This is a genomic window from Klebsiella sp. M5al (assembly GCF_002090195.1).
Lineage (GTDB): Bacteria > Pseudomonadota > Gammaproteobacteria > Enterobacterales > Enterobacteriaceae > Klebsiella > Klebsiella grimontii.
Map to the genome: position 1 here is coordinate 3,741,442 of NZ_CP020657.1, position 23,155 is coordinate 3,764,596.

The window sequence follows — 23,155 nt, forward strand, 5'->3', positions numbered from 1 at the left end:
ATGGTAAACTACGCCCCCTTTTTTCCTTGTGGTGCGCTCCCCGTGGCTCAAAACGCTGTCTATCTTCCTGAAGAATTCCTCGCTCAAATGCGTTCGGCCATGCCGACGCATCTCTCTTTTGACGACTTTATCGCCGCCTGCCAGCGCCCGCTGCGGCGGAGCATTCGCGTCAATACGCTGAAAATCACGGTGGCTGATTTTTTGCAGCTGGTAGCCCCCTATCGCTGGCAGCTCACGCCGGTTCCGTGGTGCGAAGAGGGTTTCTGGATCGAGCGTGAAGACGAAGACGACCTGCCGCTGGGCAGCACGGCCGAGCATCTTAGCGGGCTGTTTTATATCCAGGAAGCCAGCTCCATGCTGCCGGTCGCCGCGCTGTTTGCCGATGGTGAAACGCCGCAGCGGTTGATGGATGTCGCCGCCGCGCCGGGCTCTAAAACCACGCAAATCGCCGCGCGCATGGGCAATGAAGGCGGCATTCTGGCCAATGAGTATTCCGCCAGCCGGGTTAAAGTCCTGCACGCCAATATCAGCCGCTGCGGAATTAGCAACGTGGCGCTGACCCATTTCGATGGTCGGGTATTCGGCGCCGCGCTGCCGGAATGCTTTGACGCGATCCTGCTCGACGCCCCCTGCTCCGGCGAAGGGGTAGTACGTAAAGACCCCGATGCGCTGAAAAACTGGTCACCGGAAAGCAACGCGGAGATCGCGCTAACCCAGCGTGAACTTATCGACAGCGCGTTTCACGCCCTTCGCCCCGGCGGGATGCTGGTTTACTCCACCTGCACCCTGAACCGGCAAGAAAACGAAGAGGTGGTCAACGGGCTGCTAGCGCGCTATCCGCAGGCGGTGCAAGTTCTGCCGCTCGGCTCGCTGTTCCCCCAGGCCAGCGAAGCGCTGACCGACGAGGGTTTCCTGCACGTCTTTCCGCAGATTTTTGACTGCGAAGGGTTCTTCGTCGCCCGCTTACGCAAAACCGCCGCCATCGAGCCGCTCCCGGCGCCGGGCTATAAAGTCGGGAAATTCCCCTTCACGCCGCTTAAAACCCGCGAATCCGCCGCCGTTATTGCCGCCGCCGCCGCCGTCGGTCTGCAGTGGAGCGCCGAGCATACGCTCTGGCAGCGTGATAAAGAAATCTGGCTCTTCCCGCAGGCGCTCGAAGCGCTGTTCGGTAAAGTGCGCTTTTCCCGCATCGGGATCCGGCTCGCAGAAACCCACAACAAAGGCTACCGCTGGCAGCACGAAGCGGTGATTGCGCTTGCCGCGCCGGCCGCGCCCTTTGCGCTGACTCAGGCCGAAGCGGAAGAGTGGTACCGCGGTCGCGACGTCTATCCGGAAACGCTCCCGGAGAAGGATGATGCGATTGTCACCTATCAGGGCGCGCCGCTCGGGCTGGCGAAAAAAGTCGGGTCGCGTTTAAAAAACAGCTATCCCCGCGAACTGGTGCGCGACGGTAAGCTTTTTAGCAAAAAAGCGTGATGGCGCCTCGAAAAACAGCACTTTTTCACTGGCGCTTTACGCCCGTTTGTCTACGCTGAAAAATGTCGGCCTCAACTGGTCGTACCACAAATTAGCAGACAAACGGGGTGAATTTATGAGTAAAACCAGCGTACGTATCGGCGCGTTTGAAATAGACGACGCCGAACTGCACGGCGAACAGCAGGGAGAGCGAACGTTAAGCATTCCCTGCAAATCCGATCCGGATTTATGCATGCAGCTTGATGCATGGGACGCGGACACCAGCGTGCCCGCCATACTTGATGGTGAACATTCCGTCCTCTACCGTAAGCACTACGATCGCCAGTCCGATGCCTGGATCATGCGCCTCGCCTGATTCAAATGAACCCGTCGCCTGAGACGGGTTATTTATTTCCCCGCTTTTCCGACATCTCCTACACTTAACAATATGTTTTTCAGGATATGAGGCCAGGATGTTTGCCTTAGTACTGTTTATTTGTTACCTGGACGGCGGCTGTGAAGATATCGTTGTTGATGTTTACGATAACGAGCGGCAGTGCATAACCGCCATGGACGATCAGCGGATACGCCACGGCGGCTGCTTTCCGGTAGAAGATTTTATCGACAGTTTCTGGCTCCCCGCCCGAGAATACAGCGATTTTTAGCCCGCCAGCTGTAGCGCCACCAGGGTTAGCTCTCCACCAAATACGGCCCCTGTATCGATATAATGCTGGTTATCGCTGTCGTAGCGCCGTTGGAGCGGCGTATGGCCGAACCAGAAATGATCGGCGCCGGCAATCGCGCCGTGTCGCCCGGCGAAATGGTCGGTAAGCCGCTGCCGACGCCACAACACCTGATGCTCATCGACGGCGCGCTGCCAGCGATATACCGCGGCGGGGTAATCAGCATGGGCAATCACGTGCACCTGCCCACCGCTGTGGAGTTCGATAATCAGCGGTAGGTCGCGGCAGGAGGCGATAAGCTCCGCAAGGCGCCGCCTCTGGTTCTGCGGGGATTGCGTATACCAGCCGCCTCCGTTCATCTCCCAGAGCCGCATGTCGCCGCCCGCAAGCGCCTCCAGCGCCATCTGCTCATGGTTTCCACGCACCGCGCAAACCCAGCGATAGCGCAGTAAATCCAGGCATTGCGCGCTTTGTGGCCCACGATCGATCAGATCGCCCACCGAGAGAAGCAGGTCCTGATAAGGGTCAAACCTGCGCTCGCGAAGGGCCGCCATCAGACGTGCGAAACAGCCGTGCAGGTCGCCCACCAGCCAGATATTACGCCAGGCGGAACCGTTAATGCGCTGATACATATTATGTCCTCCTGGCATAATTATAGGAAAAATCCGTCACTTCAACGCCCGTAATATTGGCACCTCAATCGACTTTAAACGAAAGGCAAATATAGTCCGGCGAGGCATTAAGCTCCCCGAGATATATCCATAGAATAGAGGCTAAATAACTCCGAGGTATTCATCGTGACGGATAACAGCCTGCATTCAGCCAGCGTAGTTGAACGACGCCCAAATCTTATTGCCGATCTGGTGATGGGTCGGCTAACCCCTGCCCCCATCTGGCAACAACGCCATTACCGGCTTAAGTTTTTGCTGCGCACGGCATTATTTTATGCGCCAACGCGCAGCATGCTGGAGAGCCTGGCGGCGCGTGCGGACTTCAATCAGCTGCTGGCCGCTCAGGTGACGCTGCCGGGCAAAGTTCATCGCCAGTATTTGACCCGCGGATTAAACGCCAGCCAGCGCGCGCAGGCCATTATCAGCCACTACCAGTTTGTCGATTCCCTGGGAGGCTCGCGCCTTGCGGGTGCCATGACCGCCGCGAAAGAGACGCCGCTGCTTAAGCTAACGGGCAAAGACGACAGCCGGTTTACGCTCTCCGCCTCCTCGGCGGGTAAAGCCGAACGCGAGGGCGAGACGACGCTATGGCTGCGCGATAGCGATGAGACCGTGCTGGCCAGCGCGACCTTTAGCGTCACCCGCCAGCAGGAGCAATGGCAGCTGACCATCGGCGGTCTGCAGGGGCCGCGCAGCAATATCCCGCATGACGTAATTAAGCGGGCGACGCGCGCCTGTTACGGCCTGTTCCCAAAACGCCTGCTGCTGGAGTTTATCTGGATGATGGCGGCGCGCTGCCACGTTCATCATATTTACGGGGTCAGCGATAACGGTCACGTCTTCCGCGCGCTGCGCTATCGGCTGAGTAAAGGACGTCATTTTCACGCCAGCTACGATGAGTTCTGGCAATCTATCGATGGCGTCGCCGACGGCGCCTGGCGCTGGCGCTTACCGCTGCAGCTGGAAAGAAAGACGCTTGAGAGCATCGCCAGCAAGAAGCGCGCTGAATATCGTCGCCGCTTTCAACTGCTGGATGATATGGCCGCTCAGATGGCGATACTCATGGATTAGATCTCCAGCCGTTTCACCAACGCCGTTTAGCACGACGGCGTTTGCATCTTCTACGGCGCTTTAGTTACTATCATAACTTCGTTGTATTCCTTACGGACGGCTAGTGAAGTTATGAGCAAAACTGAAATACTCCTGCTGGCTATCCTGCTGATTATTTTGGCCGCTGCTTTGTGGTTTATTTTTAGCGGACAAATATGGTTCCTGGTGAGCTTTCTGGAAACATGGCTGTATCCCTCCTTCGTCGCGCCGGAATAAATCATTACCGATTATTTTTACCCCGTAAGTTACGGTCTTCCTTTCATCCGGCAATAACCCGTCAAGCGCTCAGAAAAATAACCGCTAAAAAAGTTAATGCCGTTTCTTGTCTATTATTTCATTTGTCATACAAATGTGTATACTGGGTCTCTTCCGATGTTGGCCCGTACATTTCACCTGCACTATGGGCCTGATTTCGTGCAGGTGTTTTCTCCTCTCCCTCACTGCACGGCGCCCAGTGTCTACGCCCGGCTTTTTGTCCAGATTTTTTGTTGCAAAGTTTGCGCCAGATTGTGATTTAAAAAAAATCACCTTATTTTTACGCTCCCTTGAAAACACAAATAAAAAACATAACACCAACAATTAATTAACATAAGGCATTTGACTCCATATAAATAGCACTAATACAGCACAACAAACCAATAAAAAACAAATTATCAGCAATTAATACAAAATTACACATATTCCGCAGGAGTAGTTATACGTTAACCAACAAAACCGTGGCAGTTACCCGGTGACCAACGTCTATCACTATATTGTTGTTTTTCTTCAGCGGCTTTCCACTAAGAGGTTCTCTATGAACGTCAAAACCATCTCGCGCACTGTGCTGGGCGGCTTACTGAGCGCCATCGTTATTAGTCAACCGGCTTTCGCAGCGGGAACCTTAAGCGGCCAGATTGGCGTCCAGGTGACGCTCGGCAGCGGATGCAGCGTATCGAACGTCCGCAATGGCGAGAATAACCGCTGGGGCAACATTAATTTCGGCGCCTATGGCGATCTCGCCAACTCCATTGATGCGGAAGTCACCGGCAGCGGCGGCGGAAGCGCGCTAACCGTGACCTGCACCGAGGACCTCGACTCGACCCTGACGCTTGACGGCGGCCAGTTTGGCGATGCAGCGCTGCGCTATATGAAAAACGCCGGCGGTACCCAGCAGATTGCCTATCGGCTCTATTCAGATGCCGCCCGCAGTAATGAAATTTTGCCCGGCGGCACGATACCTATCGTTGGCACCGGCAATCCTCAGGCTATTCCTGTTTTTGCCCGCATCCGCCCCGAAGACCAGAGCGTCAATGCGCCGACGGCCGATGTGTATGACGACATCGTCACCGCGACGTTAACCTGGTAATCGCATAAGGAAAATGGGCGTCATGCTTCGACCCGAGTGGCTTACATTAATTCTGCTTTTTACCTCAGGCACCCATGCCGCCGTTGTCCAGAAGACGTTTAAAGTCTCCGCGCAGATCGCCGCAGGCTGCGCGCTTGGCGCCGGAGACGGCTCCCAAACAACAGATTTCGGCACCCTGAGTTTTGGCACCCTGTCATCGCTATACAGCAACGTTGATGTCGCCAGTACCTCTGGCGCAGGCTCAATCATCGTCACCTGCACGCCCGGCACCGCTATTTCAATCGCCCTCGACTATGGCGTCAACGGCGGCTCAGCCAGCCAGCGCTACATGTCGAACGGCAACAACAACACCCTGGCGTATCAGCTTTATCAGGACGCCAACCGCGCTAACGTTTGGGGCAACAGTACGCAAGCCTTGAGCGTCGCATCATTTCCGAGCACCACGCAAACCTACACGGTTTATGGCCGCCTTTTTGCCACGAATGGCTTCCCGGCGGTGGGCTCCTATACCGACACGGTCACCGTCACGCTGACCTATTAGATAATTCACAGGTTAACTATGATTCGCTGTAGATTTGCGCCGTTTATATTCGCTTTATCTCTTCCCTCATCGGTTCTGGCCGCAAGCTCCGTCCTGGTATGGCCTATCTTTCAAACTATCGAAAGCCATGAGAAAGGTTCTGAACTGTGGCTGGAGAATCGCGGCAGTTCGCCGGTTAATTTGCAGCTGCGCGTTTTTGCCTGGGATCAAAAAGCGTCAGCGGACGTCTACGCCGACCAGCGCGATGTTGTCGCCAGCCCCCCTTTTACCACGGTAGCGCCGGGGCAGCGCCAGCTGGTGCGGCTCATGCGCGTCGCCCCCATCGCCAACGGCAAAGAGCAGTCCTACCGCATTGTTATCGATGAGATCCCAGCCGCGCAGCCGGTAGCCCAGACGGAACAGAACTCTGCAGGGCTGAAAATGCGCATGCGCTATGTCCTGCCGCTGTTTACCTATGGGCAAGGCCTCGCGCCGCTAAAGAACGCGGGTTCAGTCGAATCGGTAAGGACGACGCTGCGTTGGTCGCTCGCGCAGCAAAATAACCGCCAGACGCTGTGCATCGAGAATAGAGGCAGTCAACACGCCAGGCTCAGTACGGTTTACTGGGCGAACGCGAGCGGCAAAGGCCAAATTTCCCAGGCTAATGGCCTTCTCGGCTACGTTCTGGCGCAGAAAAAGGCCTGTTTCCCGAGCGGCGGAAAGTCTTCCGTGCCATCAGGCATGCATCTGTTCGCGAAATTAACGGATAACGGTCAGGCGGTGGAAATTCCGGCGAATCGTTGAAAATGAGAGACCTGAAAAGGACGGCGTCCGGAGGGCTGCTGGCGATGGCATCGGTGACGGCCTGCGCCGCGACCTATGATTCACTGCCCGCCCCTGCGGCATCCTACGGCGAAAAGCAGGAGTATGAGCTGTACCTCAGCTTATCGGTCAACGGCAATATCCTTGCCAACGCCGTTCCGGTAAAGGTCAACGCTGGTCACTACTGGGTCGCGGCCAGCGTTCTAAGGCAAGCGCATATTCCTCTGCAAACCCACGATGCGCTGGTGGATGTCACGACGCTCCCCTCGGTTAAGGTGGAATACGACCAGCCGGGGCAAGTGCTTAAGCTTCAGGTTCCGGACCAGTGGCTCCCCGAACAGCGCATCGGGGAGACCATGGGACAACAATACCAGGCCGCGATCGGCAGTCCGGGGATTTTATTTAACTACGACGCTTACAGCCTCTTTTCATCCGGCGGCACGCAAACCACCAGCACCTTCACCGAAACGCGTCTTTTTGGTCCGCCGGGCGTCCTTTCCAATAACGCCGCGATCCGGCAAAACTGGTCTGCAACGGGCTATCAACAGCAGGGCTATATGCGCTACGACACCCTGTGGAAATACAGCGATAGCGAGCAGATGATAAGCTACCAGGCCGGCGACGTGGTCAGTAACGCCCTGACCTGGAGCAGTTCCGTGCGCATGGGGGGGCTACGCATAAGCCGCAACTTCAGCGTTCGCCCGGATCTGGTGACATATCCGCTGCTTAACTTATCCGGCAGCGCGGCGGTCCCTTCAAGCGTCGACCTGTTTATTAACGGTTATAAAACCAGCTCGTCGCAGGTTAATGGCGGCCCCTATACGCTGACCAACGTGCCGTGGATCAGCGGCGCCGGCGAAGCGACGGTAGTGACCACCGACGCCCTTGGCCGTCAGGTCTCCACCAGCGTTCCTTTTTATGTCTCCAATACCCTCCTGCGGGAAGGCCTGAGCGATTTTGATTTCACCCTTGGCGCCCTGCGCAACAACTACGGCATCAAGAATGCCGATTATGGCGCCGGCGCGGTGAGCGCGATTTATCGCTATGGATTAACCCACTGGCTTACGCTCTCGGCGCATACCGAAGACCGTCAGGGATTAACCAATGCCGGGCTAGGCGGCGATATTGGGGTAGGAAATCTGGGTACCCTCAGCCTGTCGGGCAGCGCCAGCCGCGGCGAAGGAGACGGAAACCAGTTCACCTCGGGTTACTCCTACTACGGCAACAGCTGGGGAGTGAACTATCAGCATATCCGCCGCAGCGCCAGCTACGACAACCTCAGCACCTATGGCTCTAGCGCCACGCTCAGCCGCCAGTCAGACCAGGCCACGCTGAGCCTGAGCCCGTGGGGAAGCGCCCTCGGTTCTTTTAGCATTGGCTACTTTGATATCCAGGCCGAGGATCGTTCGCGCACCCGCCTGCTGAACCTCTCCTGGAGCCGTAGCCTGTGGCTAAGCAGCAGCCTCAACCTGAGCGTAAACCGCGATCTGCAGGAAGGTAGCTACTCCAGCATGCTGCAGATAATCATCCCTTTCGATTCGCAAAGCTCTATGCAGTTAAGCGGCCAGCGCGCCAGCTCCGGTCAATGGGGCGAAAATATCAGCCTCAACCGCTCCGCTCCGGCAGAAGGCGGGCTTGGCTGGAACCTCGCCCATTCGGTGGGCGGCGATAATTATAGCCAGGCGGATCTCACCTGGATCAATCGCGTGTCAACGTTGAGCGGAGGCTACTACGGCTCGCGCAACGATCGTCACAGCTGGTTTGAAGCCACGGGATCGGTGGTGCTGATGGATAACAGTCTGTTCTTCGCCCGGCAGATTAACGACGCGTTTATCGTTGTCTCCACCGGTAACTACCCGAATATTGCGGTGAACTATGAAAACCGCAAAGTCGGCGTGACGGATAAAAACGGCCATTTGCTGATCCCATGGGCGACGGCGTGGTATCCGGGAAAAATCACCCTCGATACGCTGCCATTGCCAACGGACACCGAAGCGCTGACGGTGGAGAAGCGCATCGCCGTGCGTGAAGGCAGCGGCGCGCTGGTTGAATTCCCGGTTAACCGCGTGCGTTCGGCAACCATTGTCTTCGTCGATGCTCAGGGGCAGCCGCTGCCGGTCGGTACGCCGGTCGAGGAAGTGAACAGCAAACAGCGCGGTCTGGTGGGCTACGACGGCGTCGCCTGGTTCTCGCATCTCACGCGCGACAATGAAGTCATAGTCAACGCCGGGGCGTTTCCATGCCGCGTGCGCTTTGCGCTCCCGGAAACAACGCCGGTTCCGCAACGGATAGGTCCGGTTAGCTGTCATCCATAACAGTGGAGATCAAGTTGAAAAGTATCCTCCCGATCTGCGCGCTGCTCTTTCTCCTTGGGCTAACGAGCAACGCGCTGGCCGCTTGCAGCATCAAAACCAGCGCGCCGGTTATCGGACCGGTGAATTCCTTTGCCCTCAACAGCGCGCCTCAGGGCGTGATGGCTGGCGCAGGGTTTTACTGTACCCCGGAACTGGTGGCGCTGAACTCAACCAACACATTAAGCGCCACCCTGTCGTCGGCCAACAAGAGCAACGGCGTTCCGCGGTTGCTTAATGGCGCGGGCGACGCCATCCCTTACAGCGTCTGTTCTGACGCTTCGTGCTCGCCGGCCTATCAGGACGGGGGCGTTATTAGCTGGTCCAGAACAACGCTGCTCGAACTGCTGGGTTTATTTAACTCAAGCGACGGCACCATGCCGCTCTACTTCAGAACCACCCCGGGAGCCAACGTCCCCGCCGGTACCTATAGCGATGTGTTAACCATCACCTGGGTGTACCGGTTCTGCTACGTCGGGCTCGACCTACTGGGCATTAAGATATGTATTCCGAATAACGGCACCCTGACCTCAACGGTCAATGTGTCGGTGAAGGTGACCAATGTTTGCTATATCGACAGCGCGCCGGACGTCGAATTTGCCTCTGCCGCCCTTCCGTCCGGTTTTAGCAACTACAGCGGCCAGCTTGCCATCCGCTGCACGAAAAACGCGGCCTATACCGTCAACCTCGCCAGCACCAACGCCAGCGTCGGCGACTGGCGGCAGATGAGCCAGCCTATCGCGAACCAGGCTACCGCCTGGCTGCAGTATCAGTTTTACCAGCCCAACGGCAGCGCATGGACGGAAAATAACAATCTCAGCGTGACCGGCTCCGGCGCCGCGCAGCCCGCAAACTATATCCTAAAGATAAACCCGACCCAGAGTAACCAGCCTGCCGGAACCTATACCGATACCGTACTGGTGACCGTTAGCTACTAAAACGTTAGCAGACGATTTTTTGTAAAAGAAATGTTTAGGAAATTATTGTTGTGGTATAAGAAAAAAGCCCCGAAAAAAGCGAGTGGGGTTTTGCAAGGGAATCTGCGATTTGTGAAAAATAGATAAAAAGAGACCGAACACGATTCCTGTATTCGGTCCAGGGAAATGGCTCTTGGGAGAGAGCCGTGCGCTAAAAGTTGGCATTAATGCAGGCTAAGTCGCCTTGCCTTATAAGAATAGTTTACCGTGTCAGGTTTTCCAGTCCGTGACAAAAGTGGACGAATAATTCGTATCAAAATTGCTGATGCCAACAAAAAACCGCCACGCCCGATATCGGGGGATGGCGGTTTTTTTCATGTAAATACAGCGGGATGCAGGCAGCGATCAGCAGAGCTTCTGCGCGCGCTCAATAAAGGGCGCCAGGCTCATTTTTTGTCCCGGCTGCTGCGGATCGTCAATCTGGATCACGGAAATCGGCTGCGCGTTAGTTTTACCGTCTTTCATCTGCTGCTCGGCGATGTCGTTTAGCGGGTACTGCACCAGCGTGCTGGGATTGATGGCGAACAGCGCATTGCCCGGACGGCAGGTCAGCATCACCTCTTCACGGTTAAACGCCCAGCTCTCCTTACCCACCTCAAAGCGGCTGACGGTAATCACCTGCGGCGCCGCCAGCGCAGCGCCAGAACTTGCCAATAACAACATTGTCAGAACGATTTTTTTCATGATTTAACCAGTTTATTCAGAAAGGTTCCCAGGTGGCAAACAGGCTGACGGCAAACAGCGCCAGCGCCCCCAGCGCAATCTCTATCTGCGTGGTGCGCACGATGAGCTGCTCCGCTCGCGTTCCGCCTGCCGACATGCGTGGCACCAGAACATACCGGTTCACCAGCGCAATTGCCACCATTGCCGCCACCAGCGCACATTTGAACAACAGCATACGCCCCCAGGGCGAGGCGCTAATCAACCCGCCCTGGATCAGCAGCGCATTTACCGCGCCGCTGGCGATGGCGCCGGCAACCGCCAGATGCCCGTAGCGCGAAAACCGCATCATGGTGCATATGGCGGCCTGCCGCCAGCGGCCGTGCGCCAGGCGAAGGCAGTAGATAAACGGCAGCAGACCGCCAAACCAGCTGGCCACGCAAAACAGATGCAGCGCATGATTGGTCCGCTGCACTATCCCCAGCCAGCCATCGTTCATCGCGGCATGTCCGACGCCCGCCAGCAGCAGCAACTGGGCGCAAAACAGCACCAGCAGTAAACGTCCTGGGCGTCGGGGCTTCAGCCAGACCACCGCCAACGCCACAAAGGCGAGTAAAATTTGCCATACCCACACGCCGCCAAACTGCGTCCCGGCCACCGCCTGCCAGATGGCCGGCTGCCAGACATCAGGCCAGCCGTTACCCATCAGGCCGCCCTGCGCCATCAGCATCAGCAGCGCCGACAGCGCGCTAGCCAACAGTAAATGGCGCATTAGCGGATAAAAGCGCTGCATCATCAGACGGCGCAAGGCCGCTGGCGCCCACCACGCGCCGTAAAGCAGGCAGCCGAAAGCGACCATCAGCGTGATGAAATGGATAAAGCGCAGGCTGACATAGACGGCACTGAGCATCGGTTTACTTCACGGTAAAGGTGTATTGTCCTTTCGTCTTATGGCCATCTACGGAGACCACGTGCCAGTCAACGGTATATGCGCCCGGCGTCAACGCCTGCTCGACGGGTACCGTGAGCTGGGCCTTATTGTTGTCGCTGCGGACGGGTTTGCCGAGGGGGATCGCTTTCTGCTGCGGCCCGGTGAGGGTGACGCCGCTAAACTGCGTTTCGATGCCTTCGGAGAAGCTCAGGGTCAGCGCCTGCGGTGACGCGTCCACCTCACTACCGGCGGCCGGCAGCGGTTGTTGCAAATGGGCGTGGGCAAATGCGCCTGCGGAGGTCAGGCAACCGGCGAGAAACAGAGACAGACGCAGGGCGCGTCCGGCGATGATTGGCATAGTTGTCATTCCTTTTTGTTATGTATGTAGCACAGAGAATAACCCTGTATAATGGCGCAGTCGAGCTAAGCGTCTGAGACTTGCCTTTTTGCCGCGTGCTTAGTACTTTTTGCGGCATTATCAGAGGAGAAACCGATGGAAAAGAACCTAGCTAAATTATCCCAGGAGGAGATGGACAAAGTGAACGTCGATCTCGCTGCGGCGGGGGTCGCCTTTAAAGAGCGCTACAATATGCCGGTGGTCGCCGATCTTGTCGAAAGAGAGCAGCCCGAACACCTGCGCGGCTGGTTTCGCGAGCGTCTGATTGCCCATCGGCTGGCCTCCGTTTCGCTCTCTCGCCTGCCCTATGAACCGAAACAGAAATAATTCCCGTCCTCTGCGGACATCCGAGTTGGCAAGACCTGCGCATTGCATTACGCTGGTTTCTTTGGCCTGGAGCGAGCCATGCTGCGCGTAATCGATACAGAAACCTGCGGATTGCAGGGAGGCATTGTTGAAATCGCCTCGGTAGATATCATCGACGGACAAATTACCAATCCCATGAGCCACCTGGTTCGTCCCGATCGTCCTATCAGCCCGCAGGCGATGGCGATTCACCGTATCACCGAAGAGATGGTCGCCGATAAGCCGTGGATCGAGGAGATTGTGCCGCTGTATATGGGCAGCCCGTGGTATGTCGCCCATAACGCCAGCTTTGACCGCCGGGTGTTGCCGGAAATGCAGGGCGAGTGGATCTGCACGATGAAGCTGGCGCGCCGCCTGTGGCCAGGCATCAAGTACAGCAATATGGGGCTGTATAAATCGCGCAAGCTCAGCGTCGCGACGCCACCGGGACTGCATCATCACCGGGCGCTTTATGATTGCTATATCACCGCCGCCCTGCTGCTCGATATCATCAACACCTCCGGCTGGACGCCTGAAGAGATGGCGACCATTACCGGCCGCCCGGCGCTGCTCTCCACCTTTACCTTCGGCAAATATCGCGGTAAGCCAGTCTCGGAAGTGGCGGAAAACGATCCTGGCTATTTGCGCTGGCTGTTCAATAACCTGGATCGCATGAGCCCCGAGCTGCGCCTGACGCTGAAGCACTATCTCGGGGAGTAATCGGCGCTATACCTCCGCCTGGCCCGGCAGCGTCCCCTGCGCCAGGCCAATCAGAAACGCGAACTCCAGCGCCACGCCCTCATAGCTTTTAAAACGGCCGGATTTACCGCCGTGGCCGGAATCCATATCGGTACACAACAGCAGCAGGTTATCGTCGGTTTTCAGCGCGCGCAGTTTCGCCACCCATTTTGCCGGCTCCCAGTATTGTACCTGCGAATCATGCAGGCCCGTGGTGACCAGCAGATGCGGATACGTCTGTGCCTGAACGCCGTCGTACGGGCTGTAGCTTTTCATATAGCGATAGTAGTCTTCATCCTGGGGATTCCCCCACTCTTCAAACTCGCCGGTGGTCAGCGGGATCGACTCATCGAGCATCGTCGTAAGAACATCCACAAAGGGAACCTGGGCCACCACGCCGTGGAAAAGCTCCGGCCGCTGGTTTACCGCCACGCCCATCAGCATACCGCCGGCGCTGCCGCCCATGCCGTAGCAAAACCGCGGATCGCCGTAGCCCTGCGCCAGCAGCGCATCGCAGACGTCGAGATAATCGTTGAAGGTATTTTTCTTGCACAAAAACTTGCCGTCTTCGTACCACTGCTGGCCCAGCTCGCCGCCGCCGCGAATATGGGCGATAGCGAACACAAAGCCGCGGTCGAGCAGGCTCAGGCGGCTGGCGCTGAAATCCGCGTCCATGCTGGCGCCATAGGAGCCGTAGCCGTACACCAGCAGCGGACTGGCGCCCTTGCGGAAATGTTCATCACGGTAGACCAACGAGACCGGGACTTCAACGCCGTCGCGGGCGATGATCCACAGGTGCTCGCTGCGGTAGTGGCTGGCATCAAATCCTTTGACTTCCTGTTGTTTCAGCACCCGCCGCTCGCCGGTATTCATATCCAGCTCGAACAGCGTATCCGGGGTTGTCATGGAGGAGTAGCCGTAGCGCAGGCGCGAGGTTTCCGGCTCCGGGTTATAGGCAAGCCAGGTCACATAGGCCGGATCGTCAAAGGCAATGCCCTGGGACTCTCTTGTCTTACGGTTGATCTGGCGCAGGCTGGTTAGCCCGCGCTGGCGCTCTTCCACCACCAGCCAATCGGTAAACAGGGTAAAACCTTCCAGCATCACTTCGTGACGCGGCGCGATCAGGGTCTCCCACTGCTGCTCATCGCGCAGGGTGCTGCGATAAAGACCGAAGTTCTTGCCTTCGCGATTGGAGCGCAGATAAAAAGCGTGCTGATAGTGATCGAGGCTATATTCATGATCTTTACGCCGCGGTAGAAAACAGACCGGCTCGGCGTCGGTCATTTCCGCATTGAGCAGCAGCACTTCGCTGGTGGTCGCGCTGGCCAGATAAATCACCACAAACTGCTGGGAAGTCGTCTTGTGCACGCTGACGTAAAAAGTATCGTCCTGCTCTTCATACACCAGAACATCCGCACTGGCCGGCGTCCCCAGACGGTGGCGCCAGACCTGATACGGTAGCAGCGTGGTGGGATGTTTACGCACGTACCACAGGGTCTGCGAATCATTACTCCAGGCAAAATCAGGCGACACGTTCTCCAGCACTTCCGCAAATTGCCGGTCGTCGTTTAAGGGAAAGAAGCGCAAGCTATACTGCCGCCGGGAGAGATAGTCTTCCGCCACCGCCATCAGGCTATTGTCGGGCGAAACGCCTAATCCGCCGAGGGTATAGAATTCGCTACCGGCCGCACGCTGGTTGCCGTCAAGCAGGACGTCCCATTCATCCCACTCCTCTTTGACTACCGGCTGGCGTTGATAAATCGCGTACTCGCAGCCCGGTTCATAGACCTGACGGTAGCGATAGCCATTTTTGCTGTAGGGGGCCGACACTTCGCGCTGTGGAATACGGTCGATAATCTCCTTAAGCACCCTATCCTGCAGGCTACTTTGCGAAGACATCACTTTTTTGCCGTATTCATTTTCCTGGCGCAGATAATCAAGCACTTCCGGCTGCGAGCGATCGTCGTCGCGCAGCCAGTAGTAATTATCGATTCGCGTGTCGCCATGTAAGGTCATGGCATGGGGGATCCGTTTCGCTTTTGGTGGCATCTGCTTATTCTTCTGCGGCTTGTATTGGGTAGTAAAATTTTCAGGCTGCCTCAAAGCAGCCTGAAGGGTAACGTGACTACACAATATATAAGGGTGGCAAAAGTCGCCAGCGATGCAAGCGAAACGTACGGATTTAAGCCGTTATGGCCTGTTTTTGCGCCTGTATGTCCCGTTCGATCTCTTCGCGCACGTCCTGCGGTAGCTTCAGCGCTTCACCGAGGGCATTGAGGTAGCTGCGTTCCATAAAGTGGTCAATATCGATGACCGCGCAGCTAATATAGTAAACTTCAAGCGCCTCTTGCTCGCTGCTGATGCCGTGGGCCAGGCTCTGCGGGTCAAGGGGCTGCGCCAGCGCCCGGTCAATTAACACCCGGCCCTGGACGTCGACGTTTGCCGCGCGCAGCTGCTCTTCAGTATTTGCCCGCTCGCGGTCGTCGATATGCCCATCGCTTTTGGCGGCGAAGACCAGCGCCATAATCAGCCGTTCGCTGCGGGCGTCGAGTTCGGCCGGTGCAGGAGATGGCGCCTGTGCGGGCGCGACATCAGCCGATGTCTGCTGCGCGCTGGCGCGCATCTTCTGCTGATATTTATTCCACAACACGCTGCCCGCAACCGCGCCGCCGCCCACCAGCAGCGCGCCGGTGCCGTATTTGGCCAACAGCTTGCGCGATGATTTACTGGCAACCAGCAGACCTGCCAGCCCGCCGAGCGCGCCCGGCAGGAGTAAATTATTGCCGCTTGGTTGATCGTCAGATGAAGAAGACCGCCCCTGCTGACCCAGCAGAGACTGTAGTTGATTAAGCCAGTTAGCCATACATTTCCTCGTTGCGCGATAAGCGATACCACCAGCCTAAACGACGCGACGTCAGGAAACGTTATCGGCAGCTAAAGATGAGCAAATGTCGCGCCGGGAAGCGCGGGTACCTGCCGCCAGAAGCGCTGGCGGCGGCAGCGTAACTCAGGCCGCTTTCGCTTTGCGCGGCTTCGCCGGCGCCGGGGCTTCAGATTCGACGACGTCGTCGGTCTTGTCGCCCTCTTCTGCTGCTTCTGCGCGATCGGCTGGCGCCTCGGCGGCACCGTCGGCTTCCGGCAGCTTACCGGAGCGCAGAATATGGTTGAGGGTATCTTTGCGTTCGGCCAGCCACATCGCCATACTATCGCGCTGCTCTTCGTCAAGCGTTAGCGGGCATTCAACCAGCCAGTCGTTCAGTACTTCCGCCAGATCGAGCATTTTGTCATAAGCATCGGCCTCTTTTTTGCTGGCAAAAGACATTTTTTCCTCACCTTCACGAATCACTACATATTTAATTTCAACCGCCATGATGCAGCCTCTCAATACTGTATTTTTATACAGTATATCAAATTTTCCCGCCGAACTCAAATGACGCGCATAAAGACATGCGCAAACGTTTTCGTTTATAATGCGGCGCATGTTTTTTTACTGCGGAAGAGAGTTATGACTGTATTAGGTACGGCGCTGCGCCCTGCGGCAACAAAGGTAATGCTGTTGGGTTCCGGCGAACTGGGTAAAGAAGTGGCCATCGAATGCCAGCGCCTGGGAATTGAGACCATCGCCGTCGATCGTTACCCTGACGCCCCGGCCATGCAGGTCGCACACCGTTCGCACGTCATCAATATGCTGCACGGCGAAGCGCTGCAGGCGCTGATTGAACAGGAAAAACCTGACTTTATCGTGCCGGAAATCGAGGCTATCGCCACCGACACCCTGGTCGCGCTGGAGCAGACCGGGCAGAAAGTCGTCCCCACCGCCCGTGCGGCAAAGCTCACCATGAACCGCGAAGGGATCCGCCGCCTGGCCGCTGAAGAGCTGAAGCTGCCCACCTCCGCCTACCGTTTTGCCGACAGCGAACCCGCCTTCCGCGAAGCCGTCGCCGAGATTGGCCTGCCGTGCATCGTCAAGCCGGTAATGAGCTCATCGGGTAAAGGCCAGAGCTTTATTCGTTCCAGCGAGCAGCTGGCTGACGCCTGGCAGTATGCGCAGCAGGGCGGCCGCGCCGGAGCCGGACGCGTTATCGTTGAAGGCGTGGTGAACTTTGATTTCGAGATTACCCTTCTCACCGTCAGCGCCGCGGACGGCGTACACTTCTGCGCGCCGGTCGGTCACCGTCAGGAGGATGGCGACTATCGTGAATCCTGGCAGCCGCAGCAGATGAGCGCGCTGGCGCTGGAACGCGCGCAGGAAATCGCCCGTCAAGTGGTGCTGGCGCTGGGCGGCTACGGCCTGTTCGGCGTCGAACTGTTCGTCTGCGGCGACGAGGTGATTTTTAGCGAAGTCTCGCCGCGCCCGCACGACACCGGTATGGTCACGCTGATTTCGCAGGATTTATCGGAGTTCGCCCTGCACGTTCGCGCCTTCCTCGGACTGCCGATTGGCGCGATTCGCCAGTACGGCCCGGCGGCCTCTGCGGTGATCCTGCCGCAGCTGACCAGCCAGAACGTCACCTTCAGCAATATTCAGGCCGCGGTCGGCGCGGGGCTGCAGTTACGTTTGTTCGGTAAACCGGAAATCGACGGTTCGCGTCGGCTGGGCGTGACGCTGGCGATCGCCGATAACGTTGAGGAAGCGGTGACGCGCGCCAAAGCGGCGGCTTCGGCAGTCATTGTTGCGGGATAAAAAAAAGCCCGGTCGCGGACCGGGCCTCTGGTGAGCGCGCGAAAATTACTTCGCGCCTTCTACCGCTTCACGAGCCAGTTTGGTGATACGGTCGTAATCACCGGCTTCCAGCGCATCCGCCGGAACCAACCAGGAGCCGCCGATGCACAGCACGCTGTTCAGCGCCAGATAATCACGATAGTTCGCCGGAGAGATGCCGCCAGTCGGGCAGAAGCGAATATGCGCGAACGGGCCGCCAATCGCCTGCAGCGCTTTCACGCCGCCGTTAGCTTCCGCCGGGAAAAATTTGAACTCTTTCAGACCATACTGCATACCCAGCATCAGCTCGGATACGGTGCTGATCCCCGGGATCAGCGGGATGGTGCCTTCGCCGGTCGCCGCTTTCAGCAGGGATTCGGTCAGACCCGGGCTGATAGCAAACTGCGCGCCCGCTTCGGTCACTTCTTTCAGCTGCTCAACGTTGGTGACGGTACCGGCACCGACAATCGCTTCCGGGACCTCTTTGGCGATCGCGCGGATAGCGTCCATCGCGCACTCGGTACGCAGAGTCACTTCCAGTACGCGTACGCCGCCTGCAACCAGCGCTTTCGCCATTGGCACAGCGTGTTCCAGCTTTTTCACCACGATCACCGGTACAACCGGGCCGGAGGTGAGGATTGCTTCTGCAGTTGTTTTCCAGTTTTTCATCAGATTTTCTCTCGCCAGATCTACAAATCGAATCGTCTTAAAATGTGATGCAGGTTGCGCCCTGTTCTGCTCCGGAGAGTTTCTCACGCAGCGCACCGAACATTTCCCGGCCGGTTCCCACGCGCGAACCGCTCAGGTCAGGAATATGCGGCTGACGCGCGGCCAGCTCGGCGTCATCGACCCGCAGCGTCAGCTCGCCCGTCTGGCCGTTGACGCGAATAATGTCGCCATCGCGTACCTTCGCCAGCAGACCACCATCGTACGCTTCGGGCGTCACGTGGATAGCCGACGGCACTTTGCCTGATGCGCCGGAGAGTCGACCATCGGTCACCAGCGCAATTTTGAAACGGCGGTCCAATAATACACCAAGTGGCGGCATAAGTTTATGTAATTCTGGCATGCCGTTCGCTTTTGGTCCCTGATGACGGACCACAACCACGCAATCTTTGTCGAGCAGTCCCGCCTCAAAGGCGGGCAGCACGTCATGCTGGCTCTCGAAAACCACCGCCGGCGCTTCAATAATCTGGTTCTCAACCGGCACGGCGGAGGTTTTCATCACCGCGCGGCCGAGATTGCCGCTCAGCACTTTAGTGCCGCCGTGGCGAGAGAACGGCTTGTCAAAGGTGGCGATAACCGCTTCATCAAGCGGAGCGGCCGCCCCTTCGCGCCAGTCAAGTTCACCGTTATTAAGCCAGGGCTCCATGGTGTAGCGAGAGAGGCCGAAACCGGCAACGGTATGGACATCTTCATGCAGCAGGCCGCCTTTCAGCAGCTCGCGCACCAGCACCGGCACGCCGCCCGCCGCCTGGAAGTGGTTAATATCCGCCGGGCCGTTCGGGTAGAGGCGCGCCAGCAGCGGCACCACGTCTGAGAGATCGGAGAAATCATCCCAGTTAATGATAATCCCTGCCGCCCGCGCCATCGCCACCAGGTGCATGGTATGGTTGGTGGAGCCGCCGGTTGCCAGCAGCGCGACAATCCCGTTGACCACCACTTTTTCATCAAACATTTTGCCCAGCGGCATCCACTCGTTACCGTTGCCGGTCAGGCGGGTCACCTGACGGGCGGCGGCGGCGGTCAGCGCTTCGCGCAGCGGCGCATCCGGATGCACGAATGACGAGCCGGGCAGCTGCATCCCCATAAACTCAACCACCATCTGGTTGGTATTGGCGGTACCGTAGAAGGTACAGGTGCCAGGCGCATGGTAAGACGCGGCCTCGGACTCCAGCAGCGCCATACGATCCACTTTGCCTTCCGCATAGAGCTGACGAATGCGCACTTTTTCTTTATTCGCCAGGCCGCTGGCCATCGGCCCGGAAGGAATAAAGATCGACGGCAGATGGCCGAACGATAGCGCAGCCATCGCCAGGCCGGGGACGATTTTATCGCAGACGCCAAGGTAGAGCGCCCCGTCAAACATATTGTGCGACAGGCCAATCGCGGCGGACATGGCAATCACTTCGCGACTCAGCAGCGATAGCTCCATCCCATCTTGCCCCTGCGTCACGCCATCGCACATCGCCGGAACGCCGCCGGCGACCTGGCCTACCGCGTTGGCGGAGTGCAGCGCTTTGCGGATAATGTCCGGATAGCGCTCATAGGGCTGGTGAGCGGAGAGCATATCGTTGTAGGAGGTAATGATGGCGATGTTATTGCGCAGCATGCTTTTCAGCGAGGCTTTGTCATCCGCCTGGCAGGCGGCAAAGCCGTGGGCCAGGTTACCGCACGCCAGCTGGGCGCGATGAACGGTATCGGTTTTGGCCTGGTTAATCCGGGCGAGGTAGGCTTCGCGGGTATCGCGCGAGCGTTCGATGATGCGATTTGTTACCCGTAACATTTCTGAATTCATAAAGGCTCCTCAAATTTTATCTGTCCGGCCGCAGCGCTTTAACGATACTTTTCGGTGCTTAAGGCACCTGTACTGGGGCTCAGGGGCAAAATATCTGTAGGCAGTGTAATAAAAAAAGCCCCGGGGGTGAATCCTCCGGGGCTTAAAAGATTAAAAATTACACGACTTGCTGCGTCAGATCATGTTACCGGTAAAATAACCCTGACGGAGGAGTTGGCGATTACTCAAACTCGTTCCACGAACGACCATCGCGGGTGATCATCGCCACGGAGGCAACTGGCCCCCAGGTGCCCGCCTGGTAAGGTTTCGGCGAATCGCGATCGGCGGCCCAGGCTTCCGTGATGGAGTCGACCCACTTCCACGCCTCCTCCACTTCGTCGCGACGCACGAACAGCGCCTGGATACCGCGCATCGTTTCCAGCAGCAGACGCTCGTAGGCATCCGCCAGATGGGTTTGATTAAAGGTTTCCGAGTAGCTCAGGTCCAGCTTGGTGATCTGCAGGTTATGCTTGTGGTCTAGTCCCGGGACTTTGTTCAGCACCTGGATATCCACCCCTTCATCCGGCTGCAGACGAATGGTCAGCTTATTCTGCGGCAGCTCCTGCCAGGTCTCTTTGAACAGGTTCAGTTCCGGCGTCTTAAAGTAAACCACGACTTCGGAACATTTGGTCGGCAGTCGCTTACCGGTACGCAGGTAGAACGGTACGCCCGCCCAGCGCCAGTTGTCGATATCTACGCGGATGGCCACGAAGGTTTCAGTATGGCTGGACTTGTTGGCACCCTCTTCTTCGAGGTAGCCCGGCACTTTTTTACCCTGCGCGAAGCCGGCGGTGTACTGGCCGCGCACCGTTTTTTCACGCACGTTGGTGCGGTCAATGCGGCGCAGCGATTTCAGCACCTTCACTTTTTCATCGCGGATGCTATCGGCAGTCAAATCAGAGGGCGGAGACATGGCGATCATGCACAGAATTTGCAGCAGGTGGTTCTGGATCATGTCGCGCATCTGCCCGGCCTGGTCGAAGTAGCCCCAGCGGCCCTCAATGCCCACCTCTTCCGCCACGGTGATCTCAACGTGATCGATGGTGCGGCTGTCCCAGTTATTGACGAACAGGGAGTTGGCAAAGCGCAGCGCCAGCAGGTTCAGCACCGTCTCTTTACCCAGATAGTGGTCGATGCGGTAGACCTGGCACTCTTCAAAGAACTCGCCTACCCGATCGTTGATCTCGCGGGAGGTTTCCAGGGAAGTCCCCAGCGGTTTTTCCATCACCACGCGCGCCGGTTTCGCGTTCAGCTTCGCTTCGCCCAGACCTTTGCAAATCGCGCCAAAGGTGCTTGGCGGCATGGCGAAATAGTTAATGGTCACCCGCTCTTTCTGATCGAGCATTTTGCCCAGGCGGGTAAACGCTTTGGTATCGTTGACATCAAGGTTACAGAAATCCAGACGCCCGCTCAGGGTCTCCCACAAACCTTCATCGATTTTTTCCTTCATGAAGGTTTCCATCGCTTCACGCACAACTTTGGTGTAAGCGTCTTTATCCCAGTCGGCACGGCCGACGCCGATGATGCGGGTGTCAGGATGGATCTGACCAGCTTTTTCGAGCTGATACAGGGAAGGCAGCAATTTACGTCGCGCCAGGTCACCCTTCGCGCCGAAAATGACCAGATCGCATGCCTGGGCCGTTTGCGTTACCGCCATGTCATTCTCCTTAGTTGATAGACTGGTGCTTGTGCCAGGCTATATTTGTAATTTTCTTTCACTGCATCGTACTGTGTTTACGAATTTCCCGAAACCCTCAGCGCCGGTTCCCGCTGCTAAATCGCACAGGGTGGAAAACAGGCGCTGAGATTTTGGGCATGCGGCTAATATTGTTCGTTGTTTCGACCGATTCTCAGTTAGTAAAATACGACTCTGATCATGTAATGAAAAAAAACAACATATTTTAAGGTCATTCCTCACCGTTTCCGACAACGGAGGGGTATATTCTTGCTAAAACGCCTGATGATTTCACCCATTAATGAAATCGCTTCCATTGATGAGCGCCCGATTACCCATGAACATGCTGGAAAAAATCCAGTCCCGGCTGGAACACCTTAGCAAATCTGAACGCAAAGTGGCGGAAGTCATCCTTGCAACCCCCGCACAGGCCATCCATTCAAGTATTGCCGCCCTGGCGCTGGAAGCCGGCGTCAGCGAGCCCACGGTTAACCGTTTCTGCCGCAGTCTGGAAACCCGCGGTTTCCCGGATTTTAAACTGCATCTGGCCCAAAGCCTGGCGCACGGTACCCTCTATGTTAACCGCAACGTCGATGAAGACGACAGCGTCGAGTCCTATACGGGAAAGATATTTGAATCCGCCATGGCCAGTTTAGATCAGGTCCATCATTCTCTCGATATGTCGGCGATTAATCGGGCGGTTGACCTGCTCACGCAGGCGAAGAAAATCGCCTTTTTTGGCCTCGGCTCTTCGGCCGCTGTCGCCCACGACGCAATGAACAAGTTTTTCCGCTTTAATGTACCGGTGATCTATTCCGACGACATCGTCCTGCAACGCATGAGCTGTATGAACTGTAATGACGATGACGTAGTGGTGATCATCTCGCACACCGGCAGGACCAAAAGCCTGGTGGAGCTGGCGCAGCTGGCCCGTGAAAACGATGCGATGGTGATCGCCATTACCTCCCCCGGTACGCCGCTTTCCCGTGAGGCAACGCTGGCTATTACCCTGGATGTGCCGGAAGATACCGATATCTATATGCCGATGGTTTCCCGCTTAGCGCAGCTAACGGTGATTGACGTACTGGCGACCGGCTTCACCCTGCGGCGGGGCGCAAAATTCAGAGATAACTTGAAGAGGGTCAAGGAAGCGCTCAAGGAATCGCGGTTTGATAAAGAGCTCAGCGTACACAGCAATAACCAATAAAAGTAGAAA

General features: G+C 57.1%; 24 protein-coding genes. 14 read left to right on the plus strand and 10 right to left on the minus strand.

Annotated elements, in window-relative coordinates:
• Positions 1–42 precede the first annotated feature (42 nt).
• The 3 genes from rsmF to BWI76_RS18010 all read left to right on the plus strand — a co-directional run bounded on the left by rsmF (position 43) and on the right by BWI76_RS18010 (position 2,120).
• Complete coding sequence (rsmF, locus tag BWI76_RS18000) at positions 43–1,476, plus strand: 16S rRNA (cytosine(1407)-C(5))-methyltransferase RsmF (RefSeq protein ID WP_074168728.1); 1,434 nt, start codon at positions 43–45, stop codon at positions 1,474–1,476.
• Positions 1,477–1,591: 115 nt separating this feature from the next.
• Complete coding sequence (locus BWI76_RS18005; protein ID WP_004103329.1) at positions 1,592–1,831, plus strand: YebV family protein; 240 nt, start codon at positions 1,592–1,594, stop codon at positions 1,829–1,831.
• 97 nt (positions 1,832–1,928) lie between these two features.
• Positions 1,929–2,120, plus strand: a complete 192-nt coding sequence (locus BWI76_RS18010; protein WP_004134836.1) for a YebW family protein — start codon at positions 1,929–1,931, stop codon at positions 2,118–2,120.
• Here the strand turns inward: BWI76_RS18010 and pphA are convergent.
• Positions 2,117–2,770: a protein-serine/threonine phosphatase gene (pphA, locus tag BWI76_RS18015; RefSeq protein WP_004134833.1), complete on the minus strand. Its 654-nt coding sequence runs from the start codon at positions 2,768–2,770 to the stop codon at positions 2,117–2,119. The two genes, BWI76_RS18010 and pphA, sit on opposite strands and share 4 nt — an antisense overlap.
• Before the next feature lie 165 nt (positions 2,771–2,935).
• Here pphA and BWI76_RS18020 point away from each other — a divergent pair, with 165 nt between their 5' ends.
• The 7 genes from BWI76_RS18020 to BWI76_RS18045 all read left to right on the plus strand — a co-directional run bounded on the left by BWI76_RS18020 (position 2,936) and on the right by BWI76_RS18045 (position 9,895).
• Positions 2,936–3,880 carry a VirK/YbjX family protein gene (locus tag BWI76_RS18020; RefSeq protein ID WP_064371573.1) on the plus strand — a complete coding sequence of 315 codons (945 nt, stop codon included), beginning with the start codon at positions 2,936–2,938 and terminating at the stop codon, positions 3,878–3,880.
• A 111-nt stretch (positions 3,881–3,991) separates the two neighbouring features.
• Positions 3,992–4,135, plus strand: a complete 144-nt coding sequence (locus BWI76_RS28180; RefSeq protein ID WP_004134828.1) for an Ecr family regulatory small membrane protein — start codon at positions 3,992–3,994, stop codon at positions 4,133–4,135.
• Positions 4,136–4,712: 577 nt separating this feature from the next.
• Entirely contained in the window at positions 4,713–5,264 is a 552-nt protein-coding gene (locus BWI76_RS18025; protein ID WP_004134826.1) for a spore coat U domain-containing protein, read from the plus strand.
• Between the two features lie 22 nt (positions 5,265–5,286).
• Positions 5,287–5,805: a spore coat U domain-containing protein gene (locus BWI76_RS18030; RefSeq protein ID WP_049099811.1), complete on the plus strand. Its 519-nt coding sequence runs from the start codon at positions 5,287–5,289 to the stop codon at positions 5,803–5,805.
• An 18-nt stretch (positions 5,806–5,823) separates the two neighbouring features.
• Positions 5,824–6,588, plus strand: coding sequence for a molecular chaperone (locus BWI76_RS18035; RefSeq protein WP_004134823.1), 765 nt, complete (start codon positions 5,824–5,826; stop codon positions 6,586–6,588).
• Positions 6,589–6,590: 2 nt separating this feature from the next.
• On the plus strand, positions 6,591–8,921 hold the full coding sequence (locus tag BWI76_RS18040; protein WP_049089570.1) for a fimbria/pilus outer membrane usher protein: 2,331 nt from the start codon (positions 6,591–6,593) through the stop codon (positions 8,919–8,921).
• 14 nt (positions 8,922–8,935) lie between these two features.
• On the plus strand, positions 8,936–9,895 hold the full coding sequence (locus BWI76_RS18045) for a spore coat protein U domain-containing protein (RefSeq protein ID WP_004134821.1): 960 nt from the start codon (positions 8,936–8,938) through the stop codon (positions 9,893–9,895).
• A gap of 384 nt (positions 9,896–10,279) precedes the next feature.
• On the opposite strand, the gene BWI76_RS18050 is transcribed toward BWI76_RS18045, so the two are convergent.
• From BWI76_RS18050 to yobA, 3 genes are read right to left on the minus strand one after another with little or no spacing between them, the layout of a single operon-like run.
• The gene (locus BWI76_RS18050) at positions 10,280–10,618 is read right to left on the minus strand and encodes a YebY family protein (protein WP_004103344.1); all 339 of its coding nucleotides are present in this window, start codon (positions 10,616–10,618) and stop codon (positions 10,280–10,282) included.
• 16 nt (positions 10,619–10,634) lie between these two features.
• Positions 10,635–11,504 (minus strand): copper homeostasis membrane protein CopD, encoded by an 870-nt coding sequence (gene copD / locus BWI76_RS18055; RefSeq protein WP_004134819.1) that lies wholly within the window; start codon positions 11,502–11,504, stop codon positions 10,635–10,637.
• A gap of 4 nt (positions 11,505–11,508) precedes the next feature.
• Positions 11,509–11,883 (minus strand): CopC domain-containing protein YobA, encoded by a 375-nt coding sequence (yobA, locus tag BWI76_RS18060; protein WP_004134817.1) that lies wholly within the window; start codon positions 11,881–11,883, stop codon positions 11,509–11,511.
• A 135-nt stretch (positions 11,884–12,018) separates the two neighbouring features.
• On the opposite strand from yobA, the gene BWI76_RS18065 reads away from it, so the two are divergent.
• Together BWI76_RS18065 and exoX are read left to right on the plus strand one after the other, a co-directional pair.
• A complete protein-coding gene (locus BWI76_RS18065) occupies positions 12,019–12,249 on the plus strand; it encodes a DNA polymerase III subunit theta (RefSeq protein WP_004103351.1) in 231 nt (76 codons plus the stop codon).
• Positions 12,250–12,327: 78 nt separating this feature from the next.
• On the plus strand, positions 12,328–12,987 hold the full coding sequence (gene exoX, locus BWI76_RS18070) for an exodeoxyribonuclease X (protein ID WP_004134816.1): 660 nt from the start codon (positions 12,328–12,330) through the stop codon (positions 12,985–12,987).
• A gap of 6 nt (positions 12,988–12,993) precedes the next feature.
• Here the strand turns inward: exoX and ptrB are convergent, their stop codons facing one another.
• The 3 genes from ptrB to BWI76_RS18085 all read right to left on the minus strand — a co-directional run bounded on the left by ptrB (position 12,994) and on the right by BWI76_RS18085 (position 16,375).
• Positions 12,994–15,054, minus strand: a complete 2,061-nt coding sequence (gene ptrB / locus BWI76_RS18075; RefSeq protein ID WP_004134815.1) for an oligopeptidase B — start codon at positions 15,052–15,054, stop codon at positions 12,994–12,996.
• 133 nt (positions 15,055–15,187) lie between these two features.
• Positions 15,188–15,868: a tellurite resistance TerB family protein gene (locus tag BWI76_RS18080; RefSeq protein WP_004134814.1), complete on the minus strand. Its 681-nt coding sequence runs from the start codon at positions 15,866–15,868 to the stop codon at positions 15,188–15,190.
• Positions 15,869–16,012: 144 nt separating this feature from the next.
• Positions 16,013–16,375, minus strand: coding sequence for a YebG family protein (locus BWI76_RS18085; RefSeq protein ID WP_004134813.1), 363 nt, complete (start codon positions 16,373–16,375; stop codon positions 16,013–16,015).
• Positions 16,376–16,510: 135 nt separating this feature from the next.
• Here BWI76_RS18085 and purT point away from each other — a divergent pair, with 135 nt between their 5' ends.
• Positions 16,511–17,689 carry a formate-dependent phosphoribosylglycinamide formyltransferase gene (gene purT / locus BWI76_RS18090; protein ID WP_004134812.1) on the plus strand — a complete coding sequence of 393 codons (1,179 nt, stop codon included), beginning with the start codon at positions 16,511–16,513 and terminating at the stop codon, positions 17,687–17,689.
• 45 nt (positions 17,690–17,734) lie between these two features.
• Here the strand turns inward: purT and BWI76_RS18095 are convergent, their stop codons facing one another.
• The 3 genes from BWI76_RS18095 to zwf form a co-directional block, all read right to left on the minus strand.
• On the minus strand, positions 17,735–18,376 hold the full coding sequence (locus BWI76_RS18095) for a bifunctional 4-hydroxy-2-oxoglutarate aldolase/2-dehydro-3-deoxy-phosphogluconate aldolase (protein WP_004103368.1): 642 nt from the start codon (positions 18,374–18,376) through the stop codon (positions 17,735–17,737).
• 37 nt (positions 18,377–18,413) lie between these two features.
• Positions 18,414–20,225, minus strand: a complete 1,812-nt coding sequence (gene edd / locus BWI76_RS18100; RefSeq protein ID WP_024359873.1) for a phosphogluconate dehydratase — start codon at positions 20,223–20,225, stop codon at positions 18,414–18,416.
• A gap of 220 nt (positions 20,226–20,445) precedes the next feature.
• Entirely contained in the window at positions 20,446–21,921 is a 1,476-nt protein-coding gene (gene zwf / locus BWI76_RS18105; protein ID WP_004122041.1) for a glucose-6-phosphate dehydrogenase, read from the minus strand.
• Positions 21,922–22,240: 319 nt separating this feature from the next.
• Here zwf and BWI76_RS18110 point away from each other — a divergent pair, with 319 nt between their 5' ends.
• A complete protein-coding gene (locus BWI76_RS18110) occupies positions 22,241–23,146 on the plus strand; it encodes a MurR/RpiR family transcriptional regulator (protein WP_162685358.1) in 906 nt (301 codons plus the stop codon).
• Positions 23,147–23,155 lie beyond the last annotated feature (9 nt).